21 protein-coding genes are annotated in these 19,957 nt (G+C 72.9%); 5 read left to right on the top strand and 16 right to left on the bottom strand.

Annotated elements, in window-relative coordinates:
* Positions 1-91: 91 nt before the first annotated feature.
* Entirely contained in the window at positions 92-1,054 is a 963-nt protein-coding gene (locus ACWDX6_RS16870; RefSeq protein WP_451485671.1) for a polysaccharide deacetylase family protein, read from the bottom strand.
* 107 nt (positions 1,055-1,161) lie between these two features.
* On the opposite strand from ACWDX6_RS16870, the gene ACWDX6_RS16865 reads away from it, so the two are divergent.
* Positions 1,162-2,334, top strand: a complete 1,173-nt coding sequence (locus ACWDX6_RS16865) for a class I SAM-dependent methyltransferase (protein WP_451485670.1) — start codon at positions 1,162-1,164, stop codon at positions 2,332-2,334.
* Between the two features lie 69 nt (positions 2,335-2,403).
* Here the strand turns inward: ACWDX6_RS16865 and ACWDX6_RS16860 are convergent, their stop codons facing one another.
* The 7 genes from ACWDX6_RS16860 to tsaB all read right to left on the bottom strand — a co-directional run bounded on the left by ACWDX6_RS16860 (position 2,404) and on the right by tsaB (position 7,529).
* A complete protein-coding gene (locus ACWDX6_RS16860) occupies positions 2,404-3,663 on the bottom strand; it encodes an RNA polymerase sigma factor (protein ID WP_451485669.1) in 1,260 nt (419 codons plus the stop codon).
* 34 nt (positions 3,664-3,697) lie between these two features.
* Entirely contained in the window at positions 3,698-4,054 is a 357-nt protein-coding gene (locus tag ACWDX6_RS16855) for a YciI family protein (protein ID WP_451485668.1), read from the bottom strand.
* A gap of 98 nt (positions 4,055-4,152) precedes the next feature.
* Entirely contained in the window at positions 4,153-4,992 is an 840-nt protein-coding gene (locus ACWDX6_RS16850) for a polysaccharide deacetylase family protein (protein ID WP_451485667.1), read from the bottom strand.
* Between the two features lie 17 nt (positions 4,993-5,009).
* Positions 5,010-5,273 carry a hypothetical protein gene (locus ACWDX6_RS16845; protein WP_451485688.1) on the bottom strand — a complete coding sequence of 88 codons (264 nt, stop codon included), beginning with the start codon at positions 5,271-5,273 and terminating at the stop codon, positions 5,010-5,012.
* A 14-nt stretch (positions 5,274-5,287) separates the two neighbouring features.
* On the bottom strand, positions 5,288-6,385 hold the full coding sequence (tsaD, locus tag ACWDX6_RS16840; RefSeq protein WP_451485666.1) for a tRNA (adenosine(37)-N6)-threonylcarbamoyltransferase complex transferase subunit TsaD: 1,098 nt from the start codon (positions 6,383-6,385) through the stop codon (positions 5,288-5,290).
* A complete protein-coding gene (gene rimI / locus ACWDX6_RS16835; protein ID WP_451485687.1) occupies positions 6,385-6,843 on the bottom strand; it encodes a ribosomal protein S18-alanine N-acetyltransferase in 459 nt (152 codons plus the stop codon). Before rimI ends, tsaD begins: the two co-directional genes overlap by 1 nt.
* A 29-nt stretch (positions 6,844-6,872) precedes the next feature.
* Complete coding sequence (gene tsaB, locus ACWDX6_RS16830; protein ID WP_451485665.1) at positions 6,873-7,529, bottom strand: tRNA (adenosine(37)-N6)-threonylcarbamoyltransferase complex dimerization subunit type 1 TsaB; 657 nt, start codon at positions 7,527-7,529, stop codon at positions 6,873-6,875.
* A gap of 156 nt (positions 7,530-7,685) precedes the next feature.
* Between tsaB and ACWDX6_RS16825 the strand changes: the two genes are divergently transcribed.
* Entirely contained in the window at positions 7,686-8,222 is a 537-nt protein-coding gene (locus tag ACWDX6_RS16825; protein WP_451485686.1) for a hypothetical protein, read from the top strand.
* A gap of 147 nt (positions 8,223-8,369) precedes the next feature.
* Here ACWDX6_RS16825 and ACWDX6_RS16820 read toward each other — a convergent pair whose 3' ends face one another.
* The 8 genes from ACWDX6_RS16820 to ACWDX6_RS16785 all read right to left on the bottom strand — a co-directional run bounded on the left by ACWDX6_RS16820 (position 8,370) and on the right by ACWDX6_RS16785 (position 16,264).
* Positions 8,370-8,558: a hypothetical protein gene (locus ACWDX6_RS16820; protein ID WP_451485664.1), complete on the bottom strand. Its 189-nt coding sequence runs from the start codon at positions 8,556-8,558 to the stop codon at positions 8,370-8,372.
* Positions 8,559-8,703: 145 nt separating this feature from the next.
* Complete coding sequence (gene tsaE, locus ACWDX6_RS16815; protein ID WP_451485663.1) at positions 8,704-9,240, bottom strand: tRNA (adenosine(37)-N6)-threonylcarbamoyltransferase complex ATPase subunit type 1 TsaE; 537 nt, start codon at positions 9,238-9,240, stop codon at positions 8,704-8,706.
* 10 nt (positions 9,241-9,250) lie between these two features.
* Positions 9,251-10,426 (bottom strand): alpha/beta fold hydrolase, encoded by a 1,176-nt coding sequence (locus ACWDX6_RS16810; RefSeq protein ID WP_451485662.1) that lies wholly within the window; start codon positions 10,424-10,426, stop codon positions 9,251-9,253.
* A gap of 79 nt (positions 10,427-10,505) precedes the next feature.
* Positions 10,506-11,660, bottom strand: coding sequence for an alanine racemase (alr, locus tag ACWDX6_RS16805; RefSeq protein WP_451485661.1), 1,155 nt, complete (start codon positions 11,658-11,660; stop codon positions 10,506-10,508).
* A 107-nt stretch (positions 11,661-11,767) separates the two neighbouring features.
* The gene (locus ACWDX6_RS16800; RefSeq protein WP_451485660.1) at positions 11,768-13,195 is read right to left on the bottom strand and encodes an NAD(P)H-hydrate dehydratase; all 1,428 of its coding nucleotides are present in this window, start codon (positions 13,193-13,195) and stop codon (positions 11,768-11,770) included.
* A gap of 50 nt (positions 13,196-13,245) precedes the next feature.
* Entirely contained in the window at positions 13,246-13,614 is a 369-nt protein-coding gene (locus tag ACWDX6_RS16795) for a holo-ACP synthase (RefSeq protein ID WP_451485659.1), read from the bottom strand.
* 7 nt (positions 13,615-13,621) lie between these two features.
* Complete coding sequence (glmS, locus tag ACWDX6_RS16790; protein ID WP_451485658.1) at positions 13,622-15,469, bottom strand: glutamine--fructose-6-phosphate transaminase (isomerizing); 1,848 nt, start codon at positions 15,467-15,469, stop codon at positions 13,622-13,624.
* Positions 15,470-15,508: 39 nt separating this feature from the next.
* Positions 15,509-16,264, bottom strand: a complete 756-nt coding sequence (locus ACWDX6_RS16785; RefSeq protein ID WP_451485657.1) for a hypothetical protein — start codon at positions 16,262-16,264, stop codon at positions 15,509-15,511.
* Positions 16,265-16,696: 432 nt separating this feature from the next.
* On the opposite strand from ACWDX6_RS16785, the gene ACWDX6_RS16780 reads away from it, so the two are divergent.
* The 3 genes from ACWDX6_RS16780 to ACWDX6_RS16770 are packed head-to-tail and all read left to right on the top strand — an operon-like array spanning position 16,697 to position 19,952.
* Entirely contained in the window at positions 16,697-17,803 is a 1,107-nt protein-coding gene (locus ACWDX6_RS16780; protein WP_451485656.1) for an acyltransferase family protein, read from the top strand.
* A gap of 46 nt (positions 17,804-17,849) precedes the next feature.
* Complete coding sequence (gene coaA / locus ACWDX6_RS16775; RefSeq protein WP_451485655.1) at positions 17,850-18,971, top strand: type I pantothenate kinase; 1,122 nt, start codon at positions 17,850-17,852, stop codon at positions 18,969-18,971.
* Positions 18,972-18,992: 21 nt separating this feature from the next.
* Positions 18,993-19,952, top strand: a complete 960-nt coding sequence (locus ACWDX6_RS16770; protein WP_451485654.1) for a DUF389 domain-containing protein — start codon at positions 18,993-18,995, stop codon at positions 19,950-19,952.
* Positions 19,953-19,957 lie beyond the last annotated feature (5 nt).

Genomic DNA, 19,957 nt, shown 5'->3' with positions numbered 1-19,957 from the left:
CACTCGGTCAAGCGGAGTGCCAATTCAGTCCCGCGTGGCGGTTCCGGAACGCTCCCCGCCAGACCGGTCCGGCCGGCCGGCGGGGCCCGTGTCACACGTAGTCCTCCAGCCTGGCGACGGCGTAGCCCTTGGCCGTGATCGTGCTCATCACCCGACGGATCATGTCCGGCATCGACCCCTTCCAGTCCTGCTTGCCCCGGAAGTGGGTGAGGACGATGTCGCCGGGGTGCAGGTCCCGGTCCCACTCACGCCACTCCATCCGGTCCGGGAAGGCCTCCGATGCCCACAGCGGTACCGCCTTCACTCCGCACGCCTTGGCCGCGCGCAGCGTGTCCTCGTTGTAGTTCCCGTACGGCGGCCGGAAGAGCGGCGGCCGCTTGCCGTACCGCTTCTGGATCGTGTCCTGCATCCCGCAGATCTCCCGCTTCTGCGACGCGTAGGAGAGCCCGGGCATGTACCGGTGGTTGAGGGTGTGGTTGTGCAGGGAGACGCCGGCGTCCTGCATCTTCTTGAAGTAGCCGTAGTCCTCCTTGACCAGGTAGTCGCTGAGGAAGGCGCTGTACGGGATCCGCAGCTCGCTCATCATCCGCAGGAGCTCGGGGTCCTTCTCCGCGCCGTCGTCGATCGTCAGGAAGACGACCTTCTCCTTGGTCGGCACGGTGGTGAAGACGGGCGGCAGGTTTTCGCCGCCGGTCTCGAACCCCTTGCGGGTGGTGACCCTCGGCTTGACGGCGGGCGGGGCGGGAGCTTCCAGCGGCGGCCGGTCGAGCCCCCACTTCCTGGCGGCGAGCACCCGGGCCGCCCGCTGCTTGCGGACCTTCTCGACGTACGCGTTGAGGGCGGCGGACGCGCCCTGCGGCTGCCCCTGGGGCCCGCCGGGGGCGGGACCGCCCGGGGCGCCCGGACCGCCGGCGGAGCCGTCCGAGGGCGCCCCGCAGGCCGAGGCGAGGGCGGCGACGAGCAGCGCCGCGGCCACCGCCCTCCGCGACCGGCGCACGCCCCGGGAGGTTCCGCACCGGAGACCCATTTCTTCTGTTTGTCGTACTAGCTGCATGGCGCCGCATCCTGTCAGCGCCGAGCTCCTCCGCCCCCGCGACACCGCCGCGCCACGCGCACCATCCCCCGGCCGGCCCACCGGCGGCCAGGCACCACAATGGGGCGGTGACCGACCTCGCCGCCTTCACCGCCCTGCTCGCCCCCGAGGGCCAGACCCTGCTCGCCGCCCTGCGCGACCACGACCCCGCCCAGGAGCTGGCCGTCGTCTCCCGGCTGCGCCGGGACCACTCGGCCGAGCTGGTCACGGCGGCGGTCGGGCAGGCCAGGCTCCGGCAGCGCGCGGTGGCGAAGTTCGGCGCGGACGACGCGTACCGGATGTACTTCACGCCCCACGGCGTGGAGCAGTCCACCCGGGCGGCCGTCGCGGCCTACCGGGCCCGCCGCTTCAAGGAGCTCGGCGTCCGGTCGGTCGCCGATCTGTGCTGCGGCATCGGCGGGGACGCCATCGCCTTCGCCCGGGCCGGGATCTCGGTCCTCGCCGTGGACCACGACCCGCTGACCGTCGAGGCCGCCCGCGCGAACGCCGCCGCGCTCGGGCTCGACGGGCTGATCGAGGTCCGCCTCGCGGACGTCACGGAGATCGACGCGGCCCCCTACGACGCGGTCTTCGTCGACCCGGCGCGGCGCGGTGGACGCGGCCGGATCTTCGACCCCGAGGCGTACTCCCCGCCGCTCTCCTGGGCGATCGAGGCCGCGCGCCGGGCCCCGCACGCGGCGCTGAAGATCGCCCCCGGCGTGCCGCACGAGGCCGTCCCCGAGGACGCGGAGGCGGAGTGGATCTCGGACGGCGGCGATGTGAAGGAGGCGGTGCTGTGGTTCGGCACGTCCCCCGGCACCGTCCGCGCCACCCTCCTGCCCTCCGGCGCCGGCCTGACCGGCCGGGGCCTGCCCGATCCCGCCGTCCGCCCGGTCGGCCGCTACCTCTACGAGCCGGACGGCGCCGTCATCCGCGCCCACCTGGTCGCCGAGGTCGCCGAGGCGCTGGACGGCGGCCTGATCGACGAGACGATCGCCTACATCACGGCGGACGCGCTCACCCCCACCCCCTACGCCACCGCGTACGAGATCACCGACCGGCTGCCCTTCAACCTCAAGAAGCTGAAGGCGCTGCTGCGCGAGCGCGAGGTGGGCACCCTGACGGTGAAGAAGCGCGGCTCGGCCGTCGAGCCCGAGGAGCTGCGCCGCAGGATCAAGCCGAAGGGCCCGCACTCCGCCACGGTCTTCCTCACCCGTGTCGCGGGCGCCCCGACGATGCTGGTCGGCCGGCCGGCGCGTTGACCGGCCCGCCCCTCCACGACGAGCCGTTCCCGGAACCGCTCGGGTGCGCGACCGGAGCCGGGTGGCCGTCTACCGGGCCCGCGGCGCCCGCCCCACCCTCCGGGACCGGTCCAGGAGCAGTTCCCGCTCCCGTTCGTTGCGGGTGAGCGAGGCCGCCCGCTGGAACTCGGCCCGGGCCTCGGCCGTGCGCCCCAGCCGGGCCAGCAGGTCTCCCCGGACACTCGGGAGCAAGTGGTAGTGCGCCAGGGCCGGTTCGCCGGCCAGCGCGTCGACGATCGCCAGACCGGCCGGTGGGCCCTCGGCCATCGACACGGCGACCGCGCGGTTCAGTTCGACGACCGGCGAGGGCGCGAGGGAGGCCAGCCGGGCGTACAGCGCGGCAATCGTCCGCCAGTCCGTCTCCTCGTACGTCCGCGCCCTCGCGTGGCAGGCGGCGATCGCGGCCTGGAGCGCGTACGGGCCGTAGTCGCCGCCCTTGCCGGCCCGTTCGAGGGCGGCGAAGCCACACCGGATCATCAGCCGGTTCCAGCGGCTCCGGTTCTGCTCGGCGAGCAGCACCGGCTGCCCGTCCGGGCCGGTCCTGGCCGCCGTCCGGGACGCCTGGATCTCCAACAGGGCGGCCAGCCCGTGCGCTTCACCCTCCTCGGGCATCAGGGCGGCGAGGACCCGGGCCAGTCGCAGGGCGTCCTCGCAGAGCGCCGGGCGCAGCAGGTCGTCGCCCGCCGTGGCCGCGTATCCCTCGTTGAAGATCAGGTAGATGACGTCGAGGACGGAGCCGAGCCGGGCCGTCCGCTCCTCCCCGTACGGCACTTCGAACTCCACGCCCGCCTTCGCCAGCGACCGCTTCGCCCGTACGATCCGCTGCGCGACGGTCGCCTCCGGTACGAGGAAGGCGCGGGCGATCTCGTCCGTGCGCAGTCCGCCGACCAGCCGCAGGGTGAGCGCCGTGCGCGCCTCGGCGGAGAGGACGGGGTGGCAGGCCGTGAAGACCAGCCGCAGCAGATCGTCGTCGATGTCCCCGGGGCCGGAGGGCTCGGGGTCGTACGACTCCTCCGTCAGCTCACGGCCGACCTCCGCAAGTTTGCGGGCGTATGTCTCCCGGCGCCGTACGAGGTCGACGGCGCGGTTCTTGGCGGCGGCCGTCAGCCAGGCGCCCGGCCGGTCCGGGACCCCCGTCCGCGGCCACTGTTCGAGTGCGGCGACGAGCGCGTCCTGGGCGATCTCCTCGGCGATGCCGACATCGCGCACGATCCTCGTCACGGCGGCGATGATCCGCGCCGACTCCATCCGGAAGACCGTCTCGACGGCGGCGGGGGCGGGTGCGGTCATGGATCCACCATGACAGCACCCGCCCCGGCGGTGCCTACATCTCTTCGATCTCGCGGACCTCGCAGGTCACCTTCCACTGCGGCGGGTGGATCTCCAGGAAGCGCTTCGCCCACTCGACGGCCTCGGCCATGTCGCGGCACTGGGAGATCGAGTAGCCGCCGACGACCTCCTTCGTCTCGGTGAACGGGCCGTCGGTGCAACCGATCTTCCCGCCCTCCCAGACGACCCGGGTGGACTCGGAGGTGGGCTTGAGGCCGGCCGTCTCCAGCATCACGCCGGCCTTGGTGATCTCCTCGAAGAGCGCGCCCATGCGGTCCTCGAAGCCGGGGTCGGCCTCCTCCATCTGGAAGGCGCCTTCTTCGATGCGGACCAGCGTCAGGTAGCGGGGCATCGTGTTCTCCTCGGTGGTGCGCCGGCGGGGCCGTTCCCCGCCTCTCACCCATACGTCGATCGGGCGCCGCCCGCATCGACACGTCCGCCGAAGAACTTTCAGACGTAGTCCTCCAGGCGGGCCACCGTGAAGCCCTGGTCCTGTATGCGGCGGAGCATGTTGGCCGTCATCTCCGTCATGGTCGTGCCCTTGAGCTCGGCCGGGCCGCGGAAGTGGGCCAGGATGATGTCTCCGGGGTGCAGCTTCCCGTCCCCGCGCTGGTACCGCATGTTCTTGATCTGCATCGACTCGCGCCACAGCACGATCGCGTCCACGCCGCAGCCGCCGGCGGCGGCGCGGGTGTCCTCGTTCCAGTTGCCGTAGGGCGGGCGGAAGAGGCGGGGGGCCGTCCCGTACTCCTTCGTCAGCCTGGTCTGCTGGCCGCATATCTCCCGCTCCTGGGCGGCCCGGCCGAGCGTGCGCAGGTCGGGGTGGGTGAGGGTGTGGTTGGCGACGCCGTTGCCGAGGGCGGCGAGCGGCTGGAAGTAGGCGTAGTCGGTGCGGATCGCCGCGTCGGTGAGGAACATCGTCATCGGGACCTTGAGGTCCTTCATCATCTCGACGAACCGGGGGTCCTTCTCGGCACCGTCGTCGACGGTGATGAAGACGATCTTCTCGGTCGTCGGGATGGAGCTGATGACCGGCACGGGGCCGCCCGGCGGCCGCGTGACCGGCTTGGCGGCGGGCGGCGCCGGCGGGGCGGCGAAGGGCTTGAGCCCCCACTTCCGGTAGGCGGCGGCCGACTCGGCCGCCTTGTCGGGGGCCGCGGGTGCCTTGTTCCCGGCCGAGGGCGTCACCAAGGGGGCCGTACGCGGGGCGGCGTCGGCGCCCGACGTGCACCCCGTCACGAGCAGAGCGGCGACGGTCAGCACCGCCCACGCCACGATCTTCTTGTCCACGCCGTGTCTGATGCGGTTTACGGCGAGGAGGTTGCTCCCGTCTCCACGGAGACCGACGCGAAGCGCCACCGGTGCACCGGGCGGGCGACCAGGTCCCCGGCCGGCTCCGGCAGCTCGGGCGGGTCCGCGCCGACGGCCGCGTCCCACCAGGTCAGCACGAGGACCCGGTCCTGCTCGGCGCGGAAGGTCTCACGGCGCAGCGGCGCGTGCGGCAGGGGCTGCGCCCGTGCCCACTCCAGGAGTTCGTCGCCACGGCCCGGGACCGCCCGCGCTTCCCACATCAGGGTCACGGTGGTCACGGGTACAGGTTCTCCTTGCTGACCTCGTGCACATGGTCGTGGCCGTGATCGCCGGGCACGTGCGGGTCCGTCACCGGCAGGGAGGAGTCCGCCGACAGCTCCAGGTCGGAGGCCGGCCGGTTGCGGGCCACCATCTCCGCGCCGAGCGCCGCCACCATCGCGCCGTTGTCCGTGCACAGCCCCGGCCTCGGCACCCGCAGCCGGATGCCCGCCCGCTCGCACCGCTCCTCGGCCAGCGCCCGCAGCCGCGAGTTGGCCGCCACACCACCGCCGATCATCAGGTGGTCGACGCCCTGGTCCTTGCAGGCCCGGACGGCCTTGCGGGTGAGCACGTCGACGACCGCCTCCTGGAAGGACGCCGCCACGTCCCGTACCGGCACCTCCTCGCCCGCCGCCCGCTTCGCCTCGATCCAGCGGGCCACGGCCGTCTTGAGCCCCGAGAAGGAGAAGTCGTACGCGGGGTCCTTGGCGCCGCTCAGGCCGCGCGGGAAGGCGATGGCGTTCGGGTCGCCCTCCCGGGCGAGCCGGTCGATGACCGGACCGCCGGGGAAGCCGAGGTCGAGCACGCGCGCGATCTTGTCGAAGGCCTCGCCGGCCGCGTCGTCGATCGTGGCGCCCATCGGCCGCACGTCGGCGGTGATGTCGGGCGCGAGGAGCAGCGAGGAGTGCCCGCCGGAGACGAGGAGCGCCATCGTCGGCTCGGGCAGCGGGCCGTGCTCCAGCTGGTCGACGCAGATGTGCGAGGCGAGGTGGTTCACGCCGTACAGCGGCTTGTTCAGGGCGTACGCGTACGCCTTGGCGGCCGACACGCCGACGAGCAGGGCGCCGGCCAGGCCGGGGCCGGCGGTGACCGCGATGCCGTCGAGGTCCTTCGCGGAGACCCCGGCCTCCTTCAGGGCGCGCTCGATGGTCGGGACCATCGCCTCCAGGTGGGCGCGGGAGGCGATCTCCGGCACCACTCCGCCGTAGCGCGCGTGGGTGTCGACGCTGGACGCGACGGCGTCGGCGAGCAGGGTCGTGCCCCGCACGATGCCGACGCCGGTCTCGTCGCAGGAGGTCTCGATGCCGAGTACGAGCGGTTCGTCAGCAGCCATCAGTCAGTCGTCTCTGTTCCTTGAACGGTCAATCGCATGACAAGCGCGTCCACGTTGCCGGGCTGGTAGTAGCCGCGCCGGAAGCCGATGGGCTCGAAGCCGAAGCGCTCGTACAGCTTCTGGGCCCGGGTGTTGTCCACCCGTACCTCCAGCAGCACCTCGTCGCACTCGAAGGCGGTGGCGTGCTGGAGCAGATCGGTGAGCAGCCGGGCGCCGAGCCCGGTCCCCCACTGGTCGCGGGCGACGGCGATCGTCTGGACGTCGCCGAGGCCGCCGGCGGCGGCGAGCCCGGCGTAGCCGACGAGCCGGCCGCCGGACTCCGCGACGACGTAGCGGCGGGTGGCGCGCGGGCCGCGCGCGTGCGCGAGCTCCGACCAGAACATCCCCTCGGACCAGGCGTCCTCGGGGAAGAGCTCGTGTTCGAGTGCGAGCACGGGCTCGATGTCCCACCAGCGCATCTCCCGCAGCACGGCGGCGGTCACGGCGGTCACTTGGGAGTGACCACCTTGTAGTTCTTGGGCACCTGGGCGTCGGGGCGGCGCAGGTAGAGGGGCAGCGGGTCGAGGAAGTCCGTCCCCCCGGCCGCCAGCTTCTCGGCCGCGAGGGCGGCGAGCGCCGCGGCGGACTGGTGCTCGGGGTCGCGGGGGTCGGCGAAGACCTCGGGGTAGAGCCGGGCTCCGGCGCCGACCGCCGGGAGCCCGGCGACGTCCCGGGCGATCTCGGCGGGGCGGTCGACGGCCGCGTCGGTCACCCGCGTACGGCGGTCGTCGTACCGGGCCCAGTAGACCTCCTTGCGGCGGGCGTCCGTCGCGACGACGAACGGCTCGTCGATCCCGGAGGCGTACGCGAGCCCGTCCAGCGTGCACAGGCCGTGCACCGGGACGCCGAGCGCGGAGGAGAAGGTGGCGGCGGTGACCAGGCCGACCCGCAGGCCGGTGTACGGCCCGGGGCCGACTCCGACGACGACACCGGTGACGGCGTCGAGCTTCAGCCCGGCTTCCTTCATGACCCGGTCGACGGCGGGCAGCAGCAGCTCCCCGTGGCGACGGGCGTCGACCTGGCGCGACTCGGCGACGACGGAGTCACCGTCGTGGAGGGCGACGGTGACGGCGGGCGTGGCGGTATCCATGGCGAGCAAGAGCACGCGAACAGCCTACGGCTCCCGGCCACCGGGCACGGCGCCCCGTACCGCCGGTCCGCTGCTGCTACCGTCGCCTCGAACAGGACGTGGGGGTACCACCCGGGCCGCAGGCTCCGGGAGAGAAAGGTGGCACGGGTGGGTAGGAGCAGCTCGGGATTCGTGGCCGGGCTCACCGCGGCGGCCGTCGCCGCGGTCGCCTTCCTCGCCTACCAGGCGTCGGCGAACGCCCCGGCCGATGTGTCGGCGAAGCCGCGGACGCCGAGCGCGGCACCGTCGGCGGCGGCGACCGGCCCCGCGAAGCCGGTCAGGGACCCGCTGGCCGTCCCGGGGAACTCAGGCACGGGCGCGCGGGTCGTGTACGCGCTGTCCGAGCGGCGGGTCTGGCTGGTGGACGAGAAGAACCAGGCCACGCACACCTTCTCGGTGATGCCGAGCACGGTCCATCCGGCCCCCGGGGCGTACCGCGTGACCTCGCGCTCGGGCGTCGTGAAGGGCTCGGACGGGGTGCGGATCGAGCACGTGGTGCGGTTCGCGACCGTCGACGACGTCACGATCGGTTTCAGCGCGGCGGTCGACGGCTCGCTGCCGACACCGGATCCCACGCGGAAGACGGGCGGCATCCGGATGAAGCGGGCGGACGGCGACGCGCTGTGGACGTTCGCCACCATCGGCGCGAAGGTCATCGTCGTCGGCTAGCCGCTCGCGTCCGCCGCCGCGCTGGGCCTCACCGGGCTCCCGCTCGCCGTGCGACCTTCCCCGGCCCGGCCGGCCTTCGCTCGCCGCGCGAGCCCGCTCACGCCCCGCCGCCGGATCGCGGCGCTCGCGCGAAATCGCTCGTACGGATTAAGCCGCCTCGCGCCGGACCGCGGGCTCCTGTGCGATCTCCTCGGCCTCGCCGGTCTCCGGCTCGGCCGGTGGCTCCGCCTGCCGCTCGCGCGGCGGGGTCGACACCGCGTCGGCGGCGGCGCAGGACGCCAGCAGATCGCTCATGGAGATCTGGTCCGCTGCGCGTGCCCGCTCTGGCATCGCCATGGTTGCCTCCCGTAGGTTAGGTACACCTAACCAGCTCGTGCCTCCATGTCACCACGGGTCGTACGACCGATGCAACATCTTCCCGACACCTTGTCGGAACCTACGGACGTTCCCCGCCCGTTCCGCCGCTCCGCCCGAGCCGCCGTCAGCCGAGCCGGAGGTCCTCGTCGGCCCAGCGGTCGCCGATCCCGCGCAGCACGACCGTGCGCCGGTCGTCGTCCGTGTCCCCGACGACCCGGTGGATCAGCACATGCAGCCGGTCGTCCGTCAGGTCCTCGACCTTGCCGTCGCCCCACTCCACGACGACCACCGACTCGGGCAGCGAGACGTCGAGGTCGAGGTCCTCCATCTCGTCCAGGCCGCCGCCGAGCCGGTACGCGTCGACGTGGACCAGGGCCGGGCCGCCGACCAGGGACGGGTGGACGCGCGCGATGACGAAGGTCGGCGAGGTGACGGCGCCGCGCACCCCGAGGCCCTCGCCCAGGCCGCGGGTGAGCGTCGTCTTCCCGGCACCGAGTTCGCCGGTGAGCATCACGAGGTCACCGGGGCGGAGGAGTTTCGCCAGCCGGCGGCCGATCTCCTGCATGCGCTCCGGGGAGTCGACGTCGAGCGTGACCGCGTTGTGCGTCGCTGCGTCGTCCGTGGCTGCGTTGTGCGTGGCTGCGTTGTGCGGTGCTTCCATACGGGCCAACTTAGCCGTTGCCCGACCCCGTCTTCGCGCCTGTCGCCGCCGGGACCGCGCCGACCCGGGCGAGGAGGTCCGCCAGCCGGTCGGTGACCGCCTCGGGGTGCTCCAGCATGACCAGATGGCCGCCGTCGGGGACGATGACCAGCTCGCTGTCCGGCAGCAGATCGGCGATGGCCTCGGTGTGCGAGCTGGGGGTGACGAGGTCGCGGTCGCCGGCCAGCGCGAGCACGGGGACCTCGCGGAAGACCGGCAGCACATGTGCCCTGTCGTGCTCGGCGAAGGCCGGATAGAACTCGGCGACCACGTCGATCGGGGTCGCCTCGATCATCCGCTCCGCGAACCGGGCCACCGCCGGGTCCACGTCCCTCGACGAGAACGAGTACTTCTTGATGAGCCCGGCGAACAGGTCGGCGGTGGCCCTGCGACCCCGCTCCACCAGCTCCGCCTGCGAGCCGAGCGCCTTCAGCACGCCCGGCAGCACCCGCCGCACCGCGTTGACCCCCGCTATCGGCAGGCCGTAGTTCACCTCCCCGAGCTTGCCGCAGGAGGTCCCGACGAAGGCGACGCCGACGACCCGTTCCCGGATCAGCTCGGGACACCGCTCGGCGAGCGCCATGATCGTCATGCCGCCCATCGAGTGCCCGACCAGGACCAGGGGCCCCTCGGGCGCGGCCGCGTCGATGACCGCCTTCAGATCACGGCCCAGCTGGTCGATGGAGACGGGCACGCCGTCGGGCCCCGACTGGGCGGCCCCGCGGGCCGAGCGTCCGTGGCTGCGCTGGTCCCAGTGGACGGTGCGGACCAGGCCGCGCAGGGCCGCCCGCTGGAAGTGCCAGGAGTCCTGGCCGAGGCAGTACCCGTGGCTGAACACGACCGTGACGGGGGCGGGCGCCTTGCGGCCGAAGAGGCGCCGCCTGCGCGGGGCGCCGGCCTCCGGGTCCACCTCGTCGACCTCGTAGTACAGCTCGGTGCCGTCGTCGGCGACCGCCCTGCCGGGGGTGCCGCGCAGGGAGCCGTAGGGGCCGGAGGCGTCGAGAGCGAGCCGCGCCTTCTGCCGCATGCCGCGCCCGACCGTGAGCCGCTCGATCGCGACGCCCGCGGCCGCGCCGGCCGCGAGGACGCCCAGCGCGGCACCGGCGACCCCGGCACGGCGCCAGGTGTCGTTACTGGACTCGCCCACTCCCGCTCCCCTGATGACTCGTACCGCTGGTTGCCGGTCGTCCTACCCGTTCAGCTCGTACCGCTGGTTGCCGGTCGTCCTACCCGTTCAGATAGACGCGCGGGACGCGCGCGCCGATGCGGGTGACGATCTCGTACGCGATGGTGTCGGCGGCGACGGCCCAGTCCTCGGCGGTCGGCTCGCCCCGGTCGCCGGGGCCGAAGAGCACCGCCTCCGCGCCGGGCTCCACGGCGTCCCGGCCCAGGTCGACGACGAACTGGTCCATGGCGACCCGGCCGGCCACCCGGCGGACCCGGTCGCCGACGAGCACGGGCCCGCGCCCGGAGGCGTGGCGCGGGATCCCGTCGGCGTAGCCGAGGGGCACGAGGCCGAGCCGGGTCTCGTCCTCGGTGACGTAATGGTGTCCGTAGCTGACGCCGTGACCGGCCGGGACCTGCTTCACCAGGGCGATGCTCGCCTTGAGCGACATCACGGGCCGCAGACCGAGGTCGGCGGGGGTGCCGAGCTCGGGGCTGGGCGAGACGCCGTACATGGCGATGCCGGGCCGGACGAGGTCGAAGTGCGTCTGGGGGAGGGTGAGGGTGGCCGGCGAGTTCGCGATGTGCCGGACCTCGGGCTCGACGCCCGCCTTCTCGGCGTACTCCAGCATCGTGTGGAAGACGTCGAGCTGGGAGGCGATGGAGGGGTGGCCGGGCTCGTCGGCGCAGGCGAAGTGCGACCAGAGGCCGGTGACCCGGACCAGGCCCTGGCTCTCGGCCTTCAGGGCCTCCCCGACGAGCTGGGGCCAGTCGGCGGGCTGGCAGCCGTTGCGGCCGAGTCCGGTGTCGGCCTTGAGCTGGATGCTCGCCCGCTTCCCCGTGGCGCGCGCCGCGTCGACGACCTCCCGCAGGGCCCACAGGCCGCTGACGGACATGTCGAGACCGGCTTCGATGCCGTCGGCCCACGGGTCGCCGGGGGTCCACAGCCAGCACATGACCCGGGCGTCCGCCTCCGTGATCCCGGCCGCGCGCAGGGCGAGCGCCTCGTGCGGGGTGGCGGTGCCGAGCCAGGTGGCGCCCGCTTCGAGGGCGGCGCGGGCGCAGCGTACGGCGCCGTGTCCGTACGCGTCCGCCTTGACCACGGCCATGACCTGGGCGTGGGGCGCGACGCGGGTGCGCAGCGCGCGGACGTTGGCACGCAGCGCGCCGAGGTCGATCTCGGCGCGGGCTCGGCGGGGCGGCGGTGTCTCAGTCATCGCGCCCAGTCTCTCAGGTGTCCGCCCCGGGGCCGCTTTCCCCGGATGTAGTCCCGGTCACCCCCGGGCGGCCGGACGAGCCGGCGTCCCCGATGCCCCGCCGGGGGTTACGACGTCACGTCCCGCCACGCCTCGGGGAGCGCCGTCGCCACCTGTGCCGCCGTGATCGGCGCGCCGCCGGATGCGCGGCGGGCCGCGAGTCCGTGGAGGTAGGCGGCCGCCGACCCCGCGTCCAGGGCCGGCAGGCCCGCCGCGAGGAGCGATCCCGCGAGCCCGGACAGCACATCGCCGCTGCCCGCCGTGGCCAGCCAGGACGTGCCGGTGGGGTTGACCCGTACCGCCGTGTCCGGCCCGGCCACCAGCGTCGTCGAGCCCTTGAGCAGCACCGTCGCGTCGAAGCGCGCCGCCAGTTCGCGTACCGCCGCTAGCCGTCCCGCCTCCACCGCCTCGCGGGAGACGCCGAGCAGCGCCGCCGCCTCCCCCGCGTGCGGGGTGAGCAGCGTCGGGGCCGTACGGCCGCGCACCACGGAGACCGGCAGGTCGCGCAGGCCGTCCGCGTCCACCAGGACCGGTACGTCCGAGGCGAGGACGTCCGCGACCCCGGGGCCGTCCCCGAGCCCCGGGCCCACCACCCACGCCTGGACCCGGCCGGCCTTCTCCGGGGGCCCGGCGTGCACCAGCGTCTCGGGGAAGCGGGCGATCACCGCGTCCCCGGCCGGGCCCACGTACCGCACCGCGCCCGCACCGCCCCGCAGCGCTCCGGCCACCGCGAGGACGGCCGCGCCCGGGTAGCGCGCGGACCCGGCGACCACGCCCACGACACCGCGCCGGTACTTGTCGCTCTCCGCGCCCGGCACGGGCAGCAGCCGCGCCACGTCCTCGTGCTGGAGCGCCTCCAGGTCGGGCACCGACGGCAGGAGGTCCCCGAGTCCGATGTCGACGAGCCGCAGCGCCCCCGCGTACTCCCGCGCCGGGTCGATCAGCAGCCCCGGCTTGTACGCCCCGAACGTCACGGTCGCGTCCGCCCGCAGCGCCTCCCCCGCCACCCGGCCCGTGTCCGCGTCGACGCCGCTGGGCAGGTCGACGGCGACCACGACCGCGTCCGAACCCCGTGCCGCCCGCGCGACCGGCACCGCGTCCGGGCGCAGTCCGCCGCGCCCGCCGATGCCGGTGATCCCGTCCAGGACGAGATCGGCGGCGGCGAGCGGCTCGAACGGGTCCTCCGCGACCCGCCCGCCGGCCGCCCGCAGTGCGCCGAGACCGCCCTCGTGGGCGCGCGAGCCGAGCAGGACGGCCGTCACGCCGGCCCCCCGCCGGGCGAGCCGCGCGCCCGCGTACAGCGCGTCGCCGCCGTTGTCCCCGCTGCCGACGAGCAGCACCACTCTCGCCCCGTACACCCGGCCCCGCCCGAGGAGCGAGACACAGGCGGCGGCGAGCCCCGCCGCCGCCCGGTGCATCAGCGCGCCCTCCGGCAGACGGCTCATCAACTCGGCCTCTGCGGCCCGTACGGACTCCACGCGGTAAGCGGTACGCATGTCCCGCAGTCTGCCGCACCCGTCGAGCGCCCGCCCGCAGAAGAGGGCCGTCACCCTTCGGCGATCACCACCGCCGATGCCACACCGGCGTCATGACTGAGGGACACATGCCAGTGCCGCACCCCGAGTTCGGCCGCCCGCGCCGCCACCGTCCCGCGCACCCGCAGCCGGGGCTGCCCGGTGTCCTCGACGTACACCTCCGCGTCCGTCCAGTGCAGGCCCGCGGGCGCGCCGAGCGCCTTGGCCACCGCCTCCTTGGCGGCGAAGCGGACCGCGAGCGAGGCGGGGCCGCGCCGCTCGCCGCTCGGCAGCAGCAGCTCGCGCTCGACGAAGAGCCGCCCGAGCAGCCCGGGGGTCCGCTCCAGGGAGGCCGCGAAGCGGTCCACCTCGGCCACGTCGATCCCCACCCCGATGATCATTCGCTCATCACTCCACGGTCACAGATTTCGCCAGGTTCCGCGGCTGGTCCACCTCGTTGCCGCGCGCCGTCGCCAGCTCGCAGGCGAAGACTTGCAGCGGCACGGTGGAGACCAGCGGCTGGAGCAGCGTAGGCGTTGCCGGGATACGGATGAGATGGTCGGCGTACGGGACGACGGCCTCGTCGCCCTCCTCCGCGATCACGATGGTCCGCGCCCCGCGCGCCCGGATCTCCTGGATGTTGGAGACGATCTTGTCATGGAGGACGGACCGGCCCTTGGGGGACGGGACGACCACGACGACCGGCAGATCCTCCTCGATGAGCGCGATCGGCCCGTGCTTGAGCTCACCGGCGGCGAAGCCCTCGGCGTGCATGTAGGCGAGCTCCTTCAGCTTCAACGCGCCTTCCAGGGCCACCGGGTAGCCGACGTGCCGTCCGAGGAAGAGGACCGTGTTCTTGTGGGCGAGCGAGCGCGCCAGCTCGCGTACCGGCTGCATGGTCTCCAGGACCCGCTCGACCTCGTCGGCGATCCGCGCCAGTTCCCGGATCACGGCGTGGATCTCGTCGCCCCACTTCGTCCCGCGCACCTGCCCCAGGTACAGCGCGACGAGGTAGCAGGCCACGAGCTGCGTCAGGAAGGCCTTCGTCGACGCGACGGCGACCTCGGGGCCGGCGTGCGTGTAGAGGACGGCGTCGGACTCCCGGGGGATGGTCGAACCGTTCGTGTTGCAGATGGCGAGCACCTTCGCGCCCTGTTCGCGCGCGTGGCGCAGCGCCATCAGGGTGTCCATGGTCTCGCCGGACTGGGAGATGGCGATGACGAGGGTGCGCTGACCGAGGATCGGGTCGCGGTATCGGAACTCGCTGGCCAGCTCCACCTCGCAGGGGATCCGGGTCCAGTGCTCGATGGCGTACTTCGCGATGAGACCGGAGTGGAAGGCGGTGCCGCAGGCGATGATGACGACCTTGTCGGCCTCCCGCAGCACGGCGGCGGGGATGCGCACCTCGTCGAGCGTGAGCCGGCCCTCCGCGTCGATCCGCCCCAGCAGGGTGTCGGCGACGGCCTTGGGCTGCTCGGCGATCTCCTTGAGCATGAAGTAGTCGTAGCCGGCCTTCTCGGCGGCGGAGGCGTCCCAGTCCACGTGGTACGCCCGTACGTCGGCGGGCCCGCCCTCGAAATCGGTGACGGTCACCCCGTCCCGGCGCAGCTCGACGACCTGGTCCTGTCCGAGCTCGATCGCGGACCGGGTGTGCGCGATGAAGGCGGCGACGTCCGAGGCGAGGAAGCACTCGCCCTCGCCGACGCCGACCACGAGGGGTGAGTTGCGGCGGGCGCCGACGACCACGTCGGGATCGTCCGCATGCACGGCGACGAGGGTGAACGCCCCCTCCAGGCGCCGGCACACCAGCCGCATCGCCTCGGCCAGGTCCCCGCAGGAGGAGAACTGCTCGGCGAGGAGATGGGCCACGACCTCGGTGTCCGTCTCGGACGCGAGGTCGTGGCCGCGCTCCCGCAACTCGTCGCGCAGGGTGGCGAAGTTCTCGATGATGCCGTTGTGGACGACGGCCACGCGCCCCGCGTTGTCGAGATGCGGGTGCGCGTTGGCGTCGGTCGGCCCGCCGTGCGTGGCCCAGCGGGTGTGACCGATACCGGTGGAGCCGCTCGGCAGCGGCCGGTCCACCAGCTCCTTCTCCAGATTGACGAGCTTGCCCGCCTTCTTCGCCGCGGCCATGCCTCCGTCGGAGAGCACCGCGACGCCGGCCGAGTCGTAGCCCCGGTACTCGAGCCGCTTGAGGCCCGCGATCACCACATCAAGCGCCGACTGCCCGCCGACGTAACCCACGATTCCGCACATGGCGGCAGCCTACGGCCGAAGACGGCCGTGGGCCGGGACTCAGCGCAGCTTGGCGGCCTGCGCGTCGATGACGGCCTCCGGCAGCGCCTTGACCTCGCCGAGCAGGCTCATGGTGGCGAAGGAGGCCAGCGTGTTGCCCTTGCGGAACACCACCAGCTTGGTGACGAAGGGCTGGCCCTCCATGTCACTGGTGACCGTCCAGGCGAGCGCCTCGTCACCGGCGGTCAGGCTCTCCGGGGCGACCTTTTCGACCTTGGTCTTGGCGCCGCTCGCCATGACGGTGAACCCGCCGGCGCAGTCGGTGCCGGCGGTCTTGAGGGAGGCGAAGGCCTTCTCGGCGCCCTGGCCGTTGTACGAACCGAGGGTCACGGTGGTCATGGGGGTGGCGAGGGCGCCCTTGATGTCCTCCGGGGACGCCGCGGTGCCCTTCTTCGCCTCGATCGCCTTGCGCTGCGTGCTGACGCCCGCGTCGCCGGGGGCGACGGACGACATGGCCTCGGCGAGCGGCTCGCAGGCGGGCTTGTCGGCGCCGACGTCCCCGGCGTTCAGGACCTCGCCGGGCTTGACCTTCTCCACCCGGTACCCCTTGAGGTCGGCCTGCTCGACGACGAGCTTCTCCAGCTCCGCGGCGGAGAGCGCCTTCACGTCCGGCTTGGCCGCGGCGGAGGCGGAGGCGTCGTTCTCGCCCTTCGGCTTGCCGTCGTTCGCGTCCCCGCCGCACGCGGTGAGCAGCATCGCCAGCGAGGTGGCGGTGGCGGCGACGACCGCGGTGCGGCGAAGGGTGGTGGCTCTCATGGTTCAACTCTCTACTCGGGCGCGTGAATCAGTGAGCAGCCTATGCAAGCGATCAACCCGCCGATCACCGCATTACCAACCGGTATGCGATCGCAATCATCGCGCAAGCCCTTCCGCATTTGCCCTTGTTCGCCGGGAATCCACTCTCCCCCAGGGCGGACAAATGCCCATATGACAAGCATCCGGTCGGTCCTCGCGGCCGTGATAGCTTCGCGCGGCGGGGGTGGGAGTTGCAACGTAAACCAACCGGTGGTCCGCCCAAGGACTTTCCGCGACGCGGGCTGCCGAGTCCCCTCGCCGATCGCACGCCGTCGGACGTGGGGCACATCGAAAGGTGGGCTCATCTCTTCTGTCATCGACCACCGTCACCTGCCGGCACCGAGCGAAGCGCGAGGCGGACCAGCACGCTCGCCGCACACGCCGCTCCGGGCGATGCCTCTGGGCGGGACGCGGGTGGACTCGCTGACGGGGCTGCGCTGGTTCGCGGCGCTCGGAGTGTTCCTCTTCCACGCACGCTGGTATTTCGGCGAGTCCCCTGAACTCCTGCAGCTCGCGGCGATCGGATATGAAGGCGTACCGTTCTTCTTCGTTCTGTCCGGGTTCGTCATGGCGTGGGTGGCCCGTCCCCACGACACACCCCTGCGTTACTACTGGCGCCGCTTCGCCCGTATCTGGCCCCTGCTCGCCGTCACCACGGTGGCCGTCGTGGCGCTCAGGACATGGTGGTGGCATCTGCCGGTCTCCAAGACGGACATCCTGTGGACGCTCACCTTCGCCCAGGCCTGGAGCACCGACCACTTCTTCGCCCTGAACGCGGTCACCTGGACCCTGTCCGTGGAGGCGTTCTTCTATCTCGCCTTCCCGCTCCTCTTCTGGCTGCTCGTACGCTGCCCCTCCTGGCTGCTGGCGGTGGTGGCCGTGCTCTCGGTGGCCACCACGGCGGGCACGCGCCTGGTGGCCGAGCGGTACGAGTTCGGCCACCAGCTGGAGCGCCTCGTCGTGGCCTCGCCGCTCGCCCTGACCCCGATGTTCGTCCTCGGCCTGTGTGCGGCGATCCTCGTCCGACGCGGCCGGCGGCCGATGTTCGGCTCGGGTGTCGCCCTCGCCCTGACCGCGGGATCGCTGCTCCTGTGCTGGCTCTGGACACGCCATCCCGACGCCGTTCCGTACCTCACGGCGGAGTTCGGCGTCTTCGACGCCCTCCTCATGCCGGCCTTCACCCTGCTGATCGTGACGGCGGCGCTGCGCGACGTCCGGGGCGAGCGTTCCGTCCTGCGCGCCAAGCCGCTGCTCAAGCTCGGCGAGTGGTCCTTCGCCTTCTACATCTGCCATGTGGTCGTCCTCGCGGTGTGCGAGCACCTCGGAATGGTGCCGAGCGACGGGCTGCGTCTGGACGCCCTCGAAGTGACGGCGGCGGCGCTGGCCACGCTGGCCGTCGCCGCGTTCCTGCACGAGTGCGTCGAGAAGCCGGCCGAGCGGCGGCTCAGGTCCCTGCTGCCCAGCCGCGGGGCCCGCCCGGCCGGCCGATCCGCCACGTGACCCAGCCCACCACCCACGACGGCCCCGTACCCCCGACAATGGCGGTGTGATCACTTCGCCGCCACGAAGCGCCCAGGGCAACGGCAACGAGCCCGGCTCCGGCACAGGCAACGGCTCCGGCTCCGCCCCCGGAGCCGGACCAGGCCCCGGTGCAGGTCCCGGCTCCGCCGCCGGGCCCGGCCCAGGTCCCGCCCCCGGCAAGGGGAACGGCAACGGCCAGCGCCGGGCCGAGGCGTCGCCGTACGTCGACCTCACCCGGGCCGAGTGGAGTGCGCTGCGCGACAAGACGCCGCTGCCGCTCTCCGCCGACGAGGTCGAGCGGCTGCGCGGCCTCGGGGACGTCATCGACCTCGACGAGGTGCGGGACATCTATCTGCCGCTGTCGAGGCTGCTCAATCTGTACGTCCAGGCCACCAGCGGCCTGCGGGGCGCGCTGAACACCTTCCTCGGCGAGAACGCCGAGCAGCGCGGCACGCCGTTCGTCATAGGAGTGGCCGGTTCCGTCGCCGTCGGCAAGTCGACCGTGGCCCGGCTCCTCCAGGCGCTGCTCGCCCGCTGGCCCGAGCACCCGCGCGTGGAGCTGGTGACCACCGACGGCTTCCTGCTGCCGATGGAGGAGCTGAAGGCGCGCGGGCTGATGTCCCGGAAGGGCTTCCCGGAGTCGTACGACCGCCGCGCCCTGACCCGGTTCGTCGCCGACATCAAGGCCGGGAAGGACGAGGTCACCGCCCCGGTCTACTCCCACCTGATCTACGACATCGTGCCCGGCGAGCGGCTCGTCGTCCGCCGCCCCGACATCCTGATCGTCGAGGGGCTCAACGTCCTCCAGCCGGCGCTGCCCGGCAAGGACGGCCGCACGCGGGTCGGGCTCGCCGACTACTTCGACTTCTCGGTGTATGTGGACGCCCGCCCCGAGGACATCGAGAGCTGGTACCTCAACCGCTTCCGCAAGCTGCGCGAGACCGCCTTCCAGAACCCCTTCTCGTACTTCCAGCGCTACACCCAGGTCTCCGAGGAGGAGGCCCTCGACTACGCCCGCACGATGTGGCGGACCATCAACAAGGTCAACCTCCTGGAGAACGTGGCCCCGACGCGCGGCCGGGCCACGCTCGTCGTCCGCAAGGGCCCCGACCACAAGGTCCAGCGCCTCTCCCTGCGCAAGCTCTGATCTCCGTGAGAAGGTGCGGCCATGCTGCACTTGCGGATGATCATCCCGGCCGACCGCACGGACGCCGTCCTCGAACTGATCGACAGGACGGTGGGCACCACCCATCTGGCGGTGTTCACCGGTGCCGCGCGCGATCCGGCCGGCGACATAGTCCTGTGCGACGTGGCCCGCGAGGCCGGTGACGGACTCCTCAACGGACTCCGGGACCTGGGCATCGACAAGGACGGGTCGATCGCGGTCGACCACATCGACCTGTCCCTCTCCTCGCGCGCCGACGACGCCGAGAAGGAGGCCCCCGGCGAGGGGGCGGACGCGGTGGTGTGGGAGCAGCTCACCGAGGCGACCCACGAGGAGTCCACCCTCAGTATCACCTATCTGCTGTTCCTCACCCTCGCGACGATGATCGCGGCCTGCGGTGTGGTCCTCGACAACGCGATCCTGATCGTGGGCGCGATGGCCGTCGGCCCGGAGTTCGGTCCGCTCGCCGGGATCTGTACGGGTCTGGTGCGGCGCGCTCCCCGGCTGACCTGGCGCTGTCTGATCGCCCTCCTGGCCGGTTTCGCGGTCGCGATCGCGGCCACCACCGTCTTCAGCGTGGTGATGGACGCCTGGGGCCAGTTCGACGAGGCCATGCTCGAGAACCCGCGCCCGAACACCAGCTTCATCTGGCAGCCGGACCCGTTCTCCTTCATCGTGGCCCTGCTGGCGGGCGCGGCCGGCGTCCTCTCGCTCACTTCCTCGAAGTCCGGCGCGCTCGTGGGGGTGGCGATCTCGGTGACGACGGTCCCGGCCGCCGCGAACGCGGCGGTGGCGCTCAGCTACGGCGAGGTGGGTCAGATGTGGGGCTCCGCCGAGCAGTTGCTGCTGAATCTGCTCGGCATCATCCTCGCCGGCGTCCTCACCCTCGTGGGCTGGAAACTGCTGTGGCGCACCCAGCGGGGTCGGATGACCCGGCCGCCGGGTACGCCACGAGGCAGGTAGCCGAC

The organism is Streptomyces sp. NPDC003027 (assembly GCF_053591435.1).
Note: the sequence above shows the minus strand (reverse complement) of the source record. Positions and strands in the feature narration are given on the sequence as shown.

Bases quoted from the DNA above. Each gene is read 5' to 3' on its own strand.
- glmS (WP_451485658.1), bottom strand. From the start codon at position 15,469: ATGTGCGGAATCGTGGGTTACGTCGGCGGGCAGTCGGCGCTTGATGTG.
- ACWDX6_RS16795 (WP_451485659.1), bottom strand. From the start codon at position 13,614: ATGATCATCGGGGTGGGGATCGACGTGGCCGAGGTGGACCGCTTCGCG.
- ACWDX6_RS16780 (WP_451485656.1), top strand. From the start codon at position 16,697: ATGCCTCTGGGCGGGACGCGGGTGGACTCGCTGACGGGGCTGCGCTGG.
- ACWDX6_RS16870 (WP_451485671.1), bottom strand. From the start codon at position 1,054: ATGCAGCTAGTACGACAAACAGAAGAAATGGGTCTCCGGTGCGGAACC.
- ACWDX6_RS16855 (WP_451485668.1), bottom strand. From the start codon at position 4,054: ATGCCCCGCTACCTGACGCTGGTCCGCATCGAAGAAGGCGCCTTCCAG.
- ACWDX6_RS16845 (WP_451485688.1), bottom strand. From the start codon at position 5,273: ATGTGGGAAGCGCGGGCGGTCCCGGGCCGTGGCGACGAACTCCTGGAG.
- rimI (WP_451485687.1), bottom strand. From the start codon at position 6,843: ATGCGCTGGTGGGACATCGAGCCCGTGCTCGCACTCGAACACGAGCTC.
- ACWDX6_RS16820 (WP_451485664.1), bottom strand. From the start codon at position 8,558: ATGGCGATGCCAGAGCGGGCACGCGCAGCGGACCAGATCTCCATGAGC.
- ACWDX6_RS16800 (WP_451485660.1), bottom strand. From the start codon at position 13,195: ATGCGTACCGCTTACCGCGTGGAGTCCGTACGGGCCGCAGAGGCCGAG.
- ACWDX6_RS16860 (WP_451485669.1), bottom strand. From the start codon at position 3,663: ATGACCGCACCCGCCCCCGCCGCCGTCGAGACGGTCTTCCGGATGGAG.
- ACWDX6_RS16785 (WP_451485657.1), bottom strand. From the start codon at position 16,264: ATGAGAGCCACCACCCTTCGCCGCACCGCGGTCGTCGCCGCCACCGCC.
- ACWDX6_RS16770 (WP_451485654.1), top strand. From the start codon at position 18,993: ATGCTGCACTTGCGGATGATCATCCCGGCCGACCGCACGGACGCCGTC.
- tsaE (WP_451485663.1), bottom strand. From the start codon at position 9,240: ATGGAAGCACCGCACAACGCAGCCACGCACAACGCAGCCACGGACGAC.
- tsaD (WP_451485666.1), bottom strand. From the start codon at position 6,385: ATGGCTGCTGACGAACCGCTCGTACTCGGCATCGAGACCTCCTGCGAC.
- alr (WP_451485661.1), bottom strand. From the start codon at position 11,660: ATGACTGAGACACCGCCGCCCCGCCGAGCCCGCGCCGAGATCGACCTC.